The following is a 12,403-nucleotide window of genomic DNA, read 5'->3' as shown; positions in this document are numbered from 1 at the left end:
AAATATTGTTATTTAGGCGCCTTATCCACGGCATGATGAACAGATTCCGCAAAATAGCCCGCCTTTCCGGCTGGGCCCTGCTTTTTCCCTTATTCCTCCAGGCGCAGCAGCAGACCGACCTCCTCATCGTAGGCGGCGGCGCCAGCGGCACCATGGCCGGCATCCAGGCCGCGCGCATGGGCGTCCAAACCCTCATCGTTGAAGAAACCACCTGGCTCGGCGGCATGCTCACCAGCGCAGGCGTAGCGGCGATAGACGGCAACCACCGCATGCCATCCGGGCTTTGGGGCGAATTCCGCAAAAAACTCTACGATCATTACGGCGGGCCAGACAAAGTGGCCACGGGATGGGTGAGCAACACCCTCTTCGAGCCCCACGTCGGGAACACCCTGCTCCGCCAGCTGGCCGCAGCGGAGAAAAACCTCCGGATCGAGTTCCAGACGAGCTTCACCGCCATCCGGCGCGCCAACGGCAGGTGGACCGTCACCGTTCGGCAGGGGAAAAAATCCCGCGAGATTTCGGCCCGCATCGTCATAGACGCCACCGAGCTCGGCGATGTCATGGCCGCGGCAGGAGCGAAGTACAGCATCGGGATGGATAACCGCGATATCACCGGCGAAGCCCTCGCGCCGCCGGCCGCCAACAACATCATCCAGGATCTCACCTATGTAGTGGTGCTGAAAGATTACGGGAAAGGCGCCGACAAAACCATCCCCAAGCCCGCCGGCTACGACCCCGCGCCCTTCCGCCTTTGCTGCGGCATCGCGGACCCCGCTTCGTACGACGCGCCGAAGAACAATTGCGACATGATGATGCAATACGGCCGCCTGCCCAACGGAAAATATATGATCAACTGGCCCAAACACGGCAACGATTATTACCTCAATATCATAGAAAAAACGCCGGCGGAAAGGACGGAAGCCCTCAAAGCCGCGAAACTCCATACCCTGCGGTTCGTCTATTACCTGCAAACGGAACTGGGCATGAAACACCTCGGCATCGCCGACGATGAATTCCCGACGGCCGACAAACTCCCCATGATCCCCTACCACCGCGAATCCCGCCGGGTGAAAGGCAAAGCCCTCTTTACCGCGAATCACGTTGCCAAACCCTACGACCAGGCGCTCCCGCTCTACCGGACGGGCATCGCCGTCGGAGATTATACCATCGATCATCACCACGATAAAAATACAGATGCGCCGCAGATCGATTTCGTGAAGATGCGCGTGCCCTCCTACAACGTGCCCATGGGCGCGCTGGTGCCCGAAGGTGTGGAAGGGCTCATCGTCGCCGAAAAAAGCATCGGCGTCACCAATATCGTGAACGGCGCCACCCGCCTGCAACCCGTTGTCATGGGCATCGGGCAGGCCGCAGGAGCCCTCGCGGCCGTGGCGCTCCGCAACGGAACCGACCCATCGGTAACGGATATACGTGCTGTTCAGCAGTCGCTGCTCGACAGTAAAGCCTATATCATGCCCTTCCTCGACGTTCCCGCCGAAAGCCCGCATTTCGCCGCCATCCAGCGTGTGGGCGCGGCTGGCGTGCTCCGGGGCAGCGGGGTAGCGTTCAACTGGGCCAACCAGACCTGGTTCTATCCCGCGCGCGAAGTGTCGGCATTCGAGCTGGTGGAAGGTTTGCGCCCCCTGTTCCCGGAACTGCGCACGTATTGGGGCGCTTCGGGAGACCCGCTCACCGTAGCCGCGCTGCTGGAGATTTTCAGCAAAGCCGGCGTTTCGGTGACGCAGCAGATCCTGGCCGACAACTGGCGGCAGCTGGCGCTTCCCGGCACGCCTGCCCCGGAAACCGTCCTCCATCGCGGAAGCGCGGCGGTACTGGTCGACCATTTCCTGCAACCGTTTAACATTCCCGTTGATTTCAGCGGTAAGACCCGATAATAATTCCACATGAAATATAGCACCTTGATGGCCACCGGCCTGTTGCTGGCACTGGGCGCGAGCGCGCAGCAGATCGATAGTTCCTATGCCAACGACTACTACAAAGGCCGGATGGCCCTTTTCGCTACATTCCCCCAGCAGCGCGGCGCTATCGTGTTCCTGGGCAACAGTATCACGGAGCGCGGCGCCTGGCACGAATTGCTGCCAGGCAAAAAGACCGTGAACCGCGGCATCGGGGGAGACAACACCTTCGGGGTACTCGCACGGCTGAACGATGTCATCGCTTCCAGACCTGCGAAATTGTTCCTGCTCATCGGGATCAACGACCTCGGCCGCGGCCTTCCCGAAAGCGTGATCCTTTCCAATTACCGCCGCATCCTGGAGCGGTTGCGCAGCGGCGCGCCGAAAACGAAGATCTACGTCCAGAGCGTGCTCCCCATGCATGAAAGCAAATTGCCCGACTATTTGAAGAACAAAGCGGAAAAAGTGAAATCCCTGAACGTGGGGATCGCCGCGCTGGCAAAGGAATTCGGCCTTCCTTTCCTCAACCTCCACGAATGGGCGGCAGACGCGCAGGGCGAGCTGAAGTCGGACTACACCGTAGATGGCATCCACCTCACACCGCCGGCTTATGCTGCCTGGGTAGCCTGGCTGAAAGGTCAAAAAGTACTGTAAGCGATTGCGAAACGTTCCGCTAATCCTTACATTTGAATCATGATGAGATTACTGACGCTACTGCTCGGCTGTGCCACCGCCGCTTCCGCACAAGACCGGATCGATTACGCGGTCAAAGACCAGGACACGCTGTACATGCTGCATTATGAGCCCCAGGGAACGCCAAACGGCATGACCATCATGCACGTACATGGCGGCGGGTTTTCCGGCGGCACGCCAGAGGGCGACAAAGCATTCGCCACCAGCATGCAGGAACGGGGGTACAACGTTTTCTCCATTTCCTACCGGCTTTTCCTCAAAGGCAGCGATTTCGGCTGTGGAACGATGACGCCGGTGAAGCTGAAAGCCATTTCCACCGCCGTGGAAGATGTGGCAGACGCTGCGAAGTTCCTGCTGGATAAAGGAACGGAACTGAAAGTCGACACGTCGAAACTCTATCTTTCCGGCAGCAGCGCGGGCGCCGAAGCGATCCTGCATTTGCTGTACAATCCCTTCGCGGCATCTGACCCCGCGCGGTACGATTACTTCACGAAGCGGCAGCGGTTCAAAGGCGCGCTGGTATTTGCCGGCGGGCTGGTCGATATCAATCCCGTGCAGCCGTCGAACTGGGTGCCGACGTTGTTTATGCACGGAACGGCAGACGAACTGGTGCCTTTCGGAACGGCGGCGCATCGCTTCTGCCGCGCGGATCAGCCGGGATGGATGATCATGTTCGGCGATAAGACGATTTATGACACCGGCAGAAGAATGCAGAAAGACGCCATTTTATACACGTATGTAGGCCGCGGGCACGAAGTGAGCGGTTACATGAACCGGGAAGCCGGCAAGATCCACGACTTCCTGCAAAAAGTAAACGCCGGAAAGAAATTAGGCGCTACGCAGATCATGGTACCGAAAGGGAAATGAGCTGATGTGAATATAAATTATGAAAGTCCGGGCGATGGTTTCGCCCGGACTTTTTTTATCTGGACAAGGGTTAACCTCGCGGCCTACGTGTTTCACGTAGCTGCCAAATTACGTTTTCTCCCGCTGCGCCCACCCGGCGGCGCAGGCTAGTTTTGCGGTCATAATTCAAACATTATTTAACCTCAGGAAAAGAAAACATTACGATGAAAAAGATCACCATTCTCTTCAGTTGCGCTATTGTGTTGACAGGCGCCGTGTCTTGCAGCAAAAAGAAAAAAGACGAAGCGGGGCCTTCCGGAAGCGTCACCAAAATGCTCGTGGGCACGAAATGGCGCCTGACCGCGCAAACCATCAATCCGGCAGTGGATGTTACCGGCGACGGCGTTCCCGATTCCGATATGTTCGCATTTACGCCTGCATGTGCGAAAGATGATTACGTGGTATTCAGCACCGGTGGCGTATATCAGCTGTTCGAAGGACAGAAGAAATGTACCGAAACGCAGGAAGCGCCGGGCACCTGGGTGTTGTACAATAACGATAAATCGCTCCGTGTAACCGACGAAGACGGTTCTTTCGAAGCGGAGATCATCAGCATTTCCGGGTCGGAGCTGAAAATCCGTTATACCGAAGTGATGGACGGCAAGAACATCCAGGTCACCGAAACGCGTGTAAAGTCCTGATTATTTTTCCTTCAGCTTGTTGAGATTGATTTTGAAGGTTTGCCCGACCGGGAGGCTTTCGTCGAGGATCACCACATGCCGCGGGCCCCATTCTTCGACCTTATCGGTAGCGATGATATAGGATTTGTGGATACGCACGAAGCAGCTGGCGGGAAGGAGTTTCTCCATTTCGGCGGTAGTTGCGTTCACGATAAGGCACTTATTTTCCAGGTACACTTTTACGTAGTTGCCCATGGATTGGACGTAGTAAATGTCTGCCGGGTCAACCGTGGTTTGGGTGGAACCGGTTTTAAGGACGAGGGGTTCCACGGCGGGTTTCTCGACGGGAGCTTCCTGCTGGAGGATCTTGTTCACGGCTTTGAGGAAGCGCGGGAAGGAGATGGGTTTGAGGATGTAATCGACCACGTCGTATTCATAGCTTTCCAGCGCAAATTCGCTGTAGGCGGTGGTGAGGATGATCTTGGGGCGCGTGGGGCCGAGGGTTTTGAGCAGATCGAGCCCGCTCAGTTCGGGCATGTTGATGTCCAGGAAAACGACGTCCACTTTTTCCCGGTGGAGGAAGTTGGCGGTTTCCATGGCATTGTAGCAGTGGCCTACCACCTGCAGGGCCTGTACTTTTTCGATGTGGGCTTCCAGCACGTAGTGCGCTCCGGGTTCGTCATCTACGATCAGGCAACGGAGTGTTTGCATGGCGGTCGAGCGTTAATTGAAGTTCTGTATAATAAATGTTGTTTTCTTCGTACGAGATCAGCGTGTGGCGCTTGGCGTAGGCGAGGGCCAGCCGCTGCCGCACGTTGTTCAGTCCAACCCCGGTCGAAGATACGGATTGTTTGTTGGACGGAACGGTATTGCGGATTTTGAGCAGGAGGGTTTCTCCCTTTATTTCCAGTTCCACTTTTATGTACGAGGCCGACATGCTGGAAGGCGCGTACTTAAAGGCGTTTTCCACGAAAGCGATGAGGATGAGCGGCGTGATGAGGAGATCCTTTTCATGCCCTTTTTTCTTGAACGTAACCTGGCATCGCTGCCGCACGCGGGCCCGTTCGAGGTGAACGTAGTTGCGGATGAACTGGAGCTCGTCTTCCAGCGGCACCAGTTGTTTGCGGGAGCTTTCCAGTTGGTAGCGCATCAGTTCGCTGATGCTCAGGATCAGTTCCGGCGTTTTATTCGGATAGCGGAGGCTCACGCCGTAGAGGTTATTGAGGGTGTTGAAGAAGAAATGCGGATTGAGCTGGCTTTGCAGGTATTGCAATTCTTTTTCTTTGAGCAACAGGGAGTTGCGCAGTTCCATCGTTTGAAGGGTTGCCCCGCGGTATAAAAACCACATCCCCACCCCGATGAGCAGGCAGGAGGCGGCGAAACCCAGGTCGCCCAGCCACATCACTTCTATATCCGTCCTGAAAACATACACGCGCAGGGTGTAGGTCACCGCCGTCACCAGTGCCAGCCATCCTACTACCGTCCAGATATACTGCCAATACTGGTTTTTCAGGATCAGCAACCGCAAAATGAACTTGTTGTGCACTACGCACATGATGTAGATGAACGCCAGTGAAACGTTCTGGTAGATGAACAGTTGCATGTTATTCCCAGGGTTCTGCAGGTTTACCAGCGTATTCACCACCATTAACACGATGAGGAACAGCAGGTTCACTACAAGCCCGTTCTGGAAAAAATTTCTGAATGCCATAACAGGGGGCAATTTAAGACGAACCGGCCGTATTCCGTACCGGTTTTCTGATATCCGGCGTTCGTCATTTCCCCAGCAGGGTTGATCAATCGGCGCTTGCCGGTGTCCTGGCCTTGCCGCACCTTTGCATCGTCATTGTTTCCGCCATGTAAACCTGACTATTTGTTTGTTGATCGTAACATAAACGGGCCGGCCCGGCAGCTGAAGAAGCGGCCACGCCGGCCCTGTTTTTTTGCCTGGTGTTTGCCGGGTCGGATTTTCCACGATTTTGTCTCCCGGCAAAGCCACGATGGGAAAGCAGGAAAATGGCTTTAATGGCGCGGATTTCAAGCAACCGGGCTTAGTGATTGAATAGCCAGGATGGAAAGTAAGCAAGACAAGGCTTTTAGGGTGTGAATATCGAGCTGGCGTAATAGCCACAGGGACGATTTTTAAGCGCGGAGGGGCGATTTCCCGACCGTAATACTGATAACAGTCATATGGCCGAACAGGAAAAAAACTGACCTTCACACCACGAACCCTATCGTAACCCACATGCAAAAACGATTCACGATCATAGGCGGCGGCATCGCCGGGCTCACGGCCGCCATCGCCCTGCGGCAGCGGGGGATAGACCCCTTCATCTTCGAAGCCGCGCCGGAACTGAGGCCCGTTGGCGCGGGGATCGGGCTGGGCGCCAACGCCATCCGCGCTTTGGCCGCGCTGGGGATCGAAAAGGGGATCGTGGCGAAAGGGCAGTTTCTCGATGGATTGTCGTTCCGCACAGATAAGGATTCCCTGCTCACGCATGCAGACACTACCCGCGTCAGCAGGGCTTATGGGCAGGACAACTTCGTCATCCACCGGGCCGATCTTCACGAACAACTGCTGTCTCACCTCGATCCTTCGATGATTTTCACCGGTAAGGCCCTCGAATCCCTCGAAATAACCGGCGCCACCAATCCGGGGTACCCCGCTTCGCTGCCGGGAACCACAGGCAGTACGCCGACGGAAGCCGCCAATCCGGTGCAACACGCTTCGCAGCCAGGGATCACCGGCAATACGCCCGGGCCCGGCAAATCGTCCAGTCTCTCCCGATCCCCCATCCGCCTGCATTTCCACGACGGCAGCGAGCATGAAACCGATTACCTCATTGCGGCCGACGGCATCCACTCGGCCGTGCGCCGCGCCGTGCTGCCCGAAGTGGTGCCGCGTTACGCCGGTTACACCTGCTGGCGGTGCGTGGTACCGGAAGGGACGACCATCGCCCGGGAAGTGGAGGAGATCCTGGGCCGGGCGGGCCGTTTCGGCATCATTCCATTGCCCAATGGCCGGGTGTATTGGTTCGCCTGCATCAACGCCCCCGCACAGGACGCCCGCATGAAAGCCATGACCACGGCGGAATTGAGCGAAATTTTCGCAGGTTACCCGGAACGGGTGCAAAAACTCCTGAAAGCCAGCGAAGACCTGCCGCTCATCTGGGGCGATATCGCCGATCTTCCCACCACGCACCGTTTCCATCATGGTAATATCGTCCTCATCGGAGACGCCGCCCACGCCACCACGCCCAACATGGGCCAGGGCGCCTGCCAGGCGATCGAAGACGCGGTGATCCTGGCAGCGGAACTGTCCCGCCATACGGACCCGCAAGACGCGTTCCGCGCGTATGAAAACAGGCGGCTGGCCCGGACGCGCATGATCATCCGCCGCTCACGCACCCTCGGCAATATGGCCCAGCTGCAAAACCCGGTGCTCATCGGGCTGCGAAACGCCGTTTTCAGGTGCACACCGGCAGCCGTTTTCCGCCGGCAGCTCAAAATCCTCTATTCGGTAGACCTGTCGTAAAATTGCCCGGTTGTTAGAAAATTTCCATCAAACAAGTATGTGGAAGAGATTTTATCAAAAAAATGGCGGAATGGTTTGAAATCTGGAATTACTTCCTACCTTTGCACTCGACTTAGAAATACTCATGAACATTAACGTACATACGCATCATCATCATACTTGCCAAACCGGTAAGCAGGGGATGCTGTAATTGTACGCAAACAGATATTCACCATGAAAGGCTTACCGATTCCCGGTAAGCCTTTTTTGTTTCAAACAGGAATCATCATGAAACTGCGAATTGCCATTCAGAAATCAGGACGCCTCCACGAAGACTCTATCAAACTGCTGAAAGAATGCGGGATAGACATCAATAACGGCGTGAACAAACTCAAGACAGAGGCCACGAATTTCCCGCTGGAAGTGTTCTTCCTGCGCGACGACGATATTCCGCAGTACGTGGAAGACGGCGTGGCCGACCTGGGGATCGTGGGAGAGAATGTGGTGCTGGAAAAGGGCTATCCCCTCGAAACCGTAGAGAAACTCGGTTTCGGGAAGTGCCGGCTGGCGATGGCCGTGCCCAAATCGATGGAATATGCTACCGTGCAGGATCTGCATGGCAAGCGCATCGCCACCAGTTACCCCGTGATCGTGAATGATTTTCTGAAGAAAGCAGGCATCCAGGCCGAGATCCACGAGATCAGCGGCTCCGTGGAAATCGCCCCGGGCATCGGGCTGGCCGAAGCCATCTGCGACCTCGTCAGCAGCGGCTCCACCCTGTTCATGAACGGGCTCAAGGAAGTGGAAACCGTGCTTCGCTCGGAAGCCGTACTGGTAGCCAACAGCAAGCTGACCGCCGAGCAGAAAATGCTGCTCGCCAAGCTGGTATTCCGCATCCAGGCGGTGAAGAAGGCCAAGAATACCAAATATGTACTGCTGAACGCGCCCAACGACAAGCTGCCCGAGATCATCGGCCTGCTCCCGGGCATGAAGAGCCCCACCGTGCTGCCGCTCGCCGAAGCCGGATGGAGCAGCGTTCACTCCGTACTGAACGAAAACGATTTCTGGGATATCATCGAAAGCCTCAAAGCCGCCGGCGCACAGGGCATCCTCGTCGTTCCCATCGAGAAAATGGTCATCTAAAAACGCCTGTCATGCAAATCATCCGCTACCCGGAAAAAAATACCTGGAACACGCTCCTGCAAAGGCCCGTGCTCGACAACTCCCAGCTGGAAGCCACCGTTTCCGCCGTGCTGGCAGACGTTAAAAAGTATGGCGACGAAGCCCTTCGCCGATACACCCTTCAATTCGATAAAGTTCCCCTCACCAGCATCGCCGTGCCGGCGGAAGCGTTCGAGATCGCCGACAAACTCCTCGGCGAAGACCTGAAAAACGCCATCCGCACCGCCGCCGCCAACATCGAAGCATTCCACCGCGCGCAGATCGAAGACGTAACCGTCATCGAAACCATGCCCGGCGTGCAATGCTGGCGCAAACCGGTCGGCATCGAGAAGGTAGGGCTGTATATTCCCGGCGGCACCGCGCCATTGTTCTCCACCATCCTCATGCTCGCTATTCCCGCGCGGCTGGCGGGTTGCAGCGAAATAGTGCTCTGCACGCCTCCGGGTAAAGACGGCGTTATCCACCCTGCGGTGCTCTGGGCTGCAAGGTTCACGGGCATCAAACAGGTGTTTTCCGTGGGCGGTGTACAGGCCATCGGCGCTATGGCCTACGGCACGGAAACCGTTCCGAAAGTCTATAAGATCTTCGGGCCGGGCAACCAGTACGTGACCTGCGCCAAACAGCTCGTCAATGCCGCGGGTACGGCCATCGATATGCCGGCCGGGCCTTCGGAAGTGGCGGTTTTTGCAGACGACGCCTGCGTGCCAGCCTTTGTGGCGGCGGATCTGCTGTCGCAGGCAGAGCACGGGGCAGACAGCCAGGTGTTGCTGGTGACTACTTCCGAAGCGGTGATTTCGGCCGTGGAAGCGGAAGTTAAAGCACAGCTGGAAAAACTCCCGCGCCGCGACCTCGCCGCAAAAGCGCTGGATAACAGCAAGCTGGTACTGGTGCGCGACCGCGACGAGGCCATGGACATGCTCAACGATTACGCGCCCGAGCACCTGATCATGGCCTGCGAAAACGACGAAGCCCTCGCCACGAGGGTCGTGAACGCCGGCTCCGTGTTCCTGGGCAACTATTCCCCCGAATCCGCGGGCGATTATGCCTCGGGCACCAATCACACCCTGCCCACCAACGGCTATGCCACGGCGTACAGCGGCGTAAGTGTAGACAGCTTCGTGAAAAAGATCACCTTCCAGCGGTTGACCGCAGCAGGTTTACAAACCATCGCCCCGGCCATCGAAGCCATGGCAGAAGCGGAAGGGCTCGATGCGCACAAACAGGCCGTTTCCATCCGGGTGCGGTATATTCAAAACGATTCATCTTTCAAGTAATACGACCATGTTCGACCTGAATTCACTTTTAAGAGACAATATCAAACGGCTCACGCCGTACTCCTCCGCCCGCGACGAGTTCAAAGGCGAAGCCTCCGTGTATCTCGACGCCAACGAGAACAGTTTCGGGTCCCCGCTTCCTACCAACTATCACCGCTATCCCGATCCGCTGCAATGGAAGGTGAAATACCGCCTCGCGGATATCAAAGGCGTTCCACCCCAGAATATTTTCCTCGGCAACGGGTCCGATGAGGCGATCGATATCCTGTACCGCGCGTTCTGCCGGCCGGGTGTAGACAACGTGGTGCTGTGCCCGCCCACGTACGGCATGTACGAAGTGTCTGCCAACATCAACGATATCGAAATCCGCAAAGCCCCGCTCACGGAAGATTTTCAGCTGGACCTGGAGGCGATCGAATCGGCCATCGACGAAAATACCAAACTCATTTTCATCTGTTCGCCCAACAACCCTACGGCCAATGCGATCGATAAGGAAGCGATCGAAATGATCCTGAATAATTTCGAAGGGATCGTGGTGGTGGATGAGGCGTACATCAATTTCAGCCGGCACAAATCCTTCATCCAGGAACTGACCGAATATCCGAACCTGGTGGTGCTGCAAACGCTGTCGAAGGCCTGGGGCCTGGCCGCGTTGCGCATGGGGATGGCGTTCGCCAGCGAGGATATCATCAATATCTTCAATAAAATCAAACCGCCGTACAACATCAACCAGGCTTCGCAGGAGCTGGCGCTCGAGGCGCTCGGCAACGTGGAGCAGGTAAATGCGTGGATCAAGGAAACGGTGGAAGAAAGGGAAAAGCTGACGGGGGAACTGGCGAAGTTGTCTATCGTAGAGAAAGTTTACCCCAGCGACGCGAATTTCCTGCTCGTGAAAACGATCGACGCCAAAGGGATTTACAGCATCCTCACCAACCAGGGCATCATCGTCCGCGACCGTTCCAAAGTGGAGCTATGCGCCGGATGCCTGCGCATCACCATCGGCACACCCGAAGAAAACGTAACCTTATTGCAGGCCCTTCAAAATATCGCCAGTTAAATGAAACGCGTACTTTTTATCGACCGCGACGGCACCATGATCCTGGAGCAGCCGCCCACCTACCAGATCGACAGCCTGGAGAAAGTGGTGTTCTATCCGAAAGTGTTCAAATATTTGGGCAAGATCGCCGCCGAACTGGATTACGAGCTGGTGCTCGTGTCTAACCAGGACGGGATGGGGACGGACAGTTTCCCGGAAGAAACCTTCCATCCCGCGCACAACCATATCATGCAAACCTTCGCCGGCGAAGGCATCGTGTTTGTGCGGGAACATATCGACAGGAGCTTCCCGGCCGACAATCTCCCCACCCGCAAACCGGGCATCGGGATGCTGCAGCAATATTTCAACGGGGAATACGACCTCGCCAACTCGTTTGTGATCGGCGACCGCATTACCGACGTGAAACTGGCGCAGAACCTCGGTGCGAAGGCCATCTGGCTCAAGCAGGACGCCAACCTCGGCGCCGCGGAAGTGGACGGGGCCGACCTGAAAGACGTAGTAGCCCTCGAAACCACCGACTGGGCGAAGATTTACGAATTCCTGAAAATCGGGCTGCGGACGGTGAGCCATGTTCGTGCCACCAAGGAAACCGACATCCGCATCGAGCTGAACCTCGACGGCACCGGGAAGGCCGATATCCAGACGGGGCTTGGCTTTTTCGACCATATGCTCGACCAGATCGCGCGGCACGGCAGTATCGACATGAAAGTACATGCGAAAGGGGATTTGCATATCGACGAACATCATACCATCGAAGATACCGGCATCGCGCTGGGCGAGGCTTTCGCCATGGCGCTGGCCGACAAGAAGGGCATGGAAAGATATGGTTTCTGCCTGCCGATGGACGATTGCCTGGCCCAGGCCGCCATCGACTTCGGGGGGCGCAACTGGCTCGTGTGGGATGCTGCGTTCAAGCGGGAGAAGATAGGGGAGATGCCCACGGAAATGTTCTTCCACTTCTTCAAATCCTTTACGGACGGCGCGCGCGCCAACCTGAACATCAAGGCGGAAGGGGAAAACGAGCACCACAAGATCGAAGCGATCTTCAAGGCGTTCGCCAAGGCCATCAAGATGGCGGTAAAGCGGAACCCCGATAATATGCAGCTTCCCAGCACAAAAGGTGTCCTTTAAAAATGGTCAAAATAAAATTTGCATTTTTCGGGAAAACGTTCCATCTTTGCTTTCATCATGAAAATGAACAACACATACAAACTTTGGTGGCACGCAATGGATATCTCCGC

General features: G+C 56.4%; 11 protein-coding genes. 9 read left to right on the top strand and 2 right to left on the bottom strand.

Translation table 11 applies throughout. From position 1 onward, the window contains the following. The first annotated feature begins 32 nt into the window (after positions 1-32). The 4 genes from WJU22_RS25745 to WJU22_RS25730 all read left to right on the top strand — a co-directional run bounded on the left by WJU22_RS25745 (position 33) and on the right by WJU22_RS25730 (position 4,156). Complete coding sequence (locus tag WJU22_RS25745; RefSeq protein WP_341841033.1) at positions 33-1,895, top strand: FAD-dependent oxidoreductase; 1,863 nt, start codon at positions 33-35, stop codon at positions 1,893-1,895. 9 nt (positions 1,896-1,904) lie between these two features. Beyond that, complete coding sequence (locus WJU22_RS25740; protein WP_341841032.1) at positions 1,905-2,570, top strand: SGNH/GDSL hydrolase family protein; 666 nt, start codon at positions 1,905-1,907, stop codon at positions 2,568-2,570. Positions 2,571-2,609: 39 nt separating this feature from the next. Then, positions 2,610-3,476, top strand: a complete 867-nt coding sequence (locus WJU22_RS25735) for an alpha/beta hydrolase (protein WP_341841031.1) — start codon at positions 2,610-2,612, stop codon at positions 3,474-3,476. A gap of 203 nt (positions 3,477-3,679) precedes the next feature. Beyond that, positions 3,680-4,156, top strand: a complete 477-nt coding sequence (locus tag WJU22_RS25730; RefSeq protein WP_341841030.1) for a lipocalin family protein — start codon at positions 3,680-3,682, stop codon at positions 4,154-4,156. On the opposite strand, the gene WJU22_RS25725 is transcribed toward WJU22_RS25730, so the two are convergent. Both WJU22_RS25725 and WJU22_RS25720 read right to left on the bottom strand, forming a co-directional pair. Next, positions 4,157-4,846, bottom strand: coding sequence for a response regulator transcription factor (locus WJU22_RS25725; protein ID WP_341841029.1), 690 nt, complete (start codon positions 4,844-4,846; stop codon positions 4,157-4,159). Further along, on the bottom strand, positions 4,815-5,846 hold the full coding sequence (locus WJU22_RS25720) for a sensor histidine kinase (RefSeq protein WP_126246884.1): 1,032 nt from the start codon (positions 5,844-5,846) through the stop codon (positions 4,815-4,817). The genes WJU22_RS25725 and WJU22_RS25720 overlap by 32 nt, the downstream gene beginning before the upstream one ends. A gap of 534 nt (positions 5,847-6,380) precedes the next feature. On the opposite strand from WJU22_RS25720, the gene WJU22_RS25715 reads away from it, so the two are divergent. The 5 genes from WJU22_RS25715 to hisB all read left to right on the top strand — a co-directional run bounded on the left by WJU22_RS25715 (position 6,381) and on the right by hisB (position 12,293). Continuing rightward, positions 6,381-7,670: an FAD-dependent monooxygenase gene (locus tag WJU22_RS25715; protein ID WP_341841028.1), complete on the top strand. Its 1,290-nt coding sequence runs from the start codon at positions 6,381-6,383 to the stop codon at positions 7,668-7,670. Positions 7,671-7,937: 267 nt separating this feature from the next. Further along, positions 7,938-8,792: an ATP phosphoribosyltransferase gene (gene hisG, locus WJU22_RS25710; RefSeq protein ID WP_205687034.1), complete on the top strand. Its 855-nt coding sequence runs from the start codon at positions 7,938-7,940 to the stop codon at positions 8,790-8,792. Between the two features lie 11 nt (positions 8,793-8,803). Next, positions 8,804-10,105 (top strand): histidinol dehydrogenase, encoded by a 1,302-nt coding sequence (gene hisD, locus WJU22_RS25705; protein ID WP_341841027.1) that lies wholly within the window; start codon positions 8,804-8,806, stop codon positions 10,103-10,105. A gap of 7 nt (positions 10,106-10,112) precedes the next feature. Beyond that, positions 10,113-11,162: a histidinol-phosphate transaminase gene (gene hisC / locus WJU22_RS25700; RefSeq protein ID WP_341841026.1), complete on the top strand. Its 1,050-nt coding sequence runs from the start codon at positions 10,113-10,115 to the stop codon at positions 11,160-11,162. After that, on the top strand, positions 11,163-12,293 hold the full coding sequence (gene hisB / locus WJU22_RS25695) for a bifunctional histidinol-phosphatase/imidazoleglycerol-phosphate dehydratase HisB (protein ID WP_341841025.1): 1,131 nt from the start codon (positions 11,163-11,165) through the stop codon (positions 12,291-12,293). It begins immediately after the preceding gene. Positions 12,294-12,403: the final 110 nt, after the last annotated feature.

Origin of the sequence: Chitinophaga caseinilytica (genome assembly GCF_038396765.1) — a bacterium.
Lineage (GTDB): Bacteria > Bacteroidota > Bacteroidia > Chitinophagales > Chitinophagaceae > Chitinophaga > Chitinophaga caseinilytica.
The sequence above is the reverse complement of the archived record's forward strand: the minus strand, read 5'-3'. Positions and strand labels throughout refer to the sequence as shown.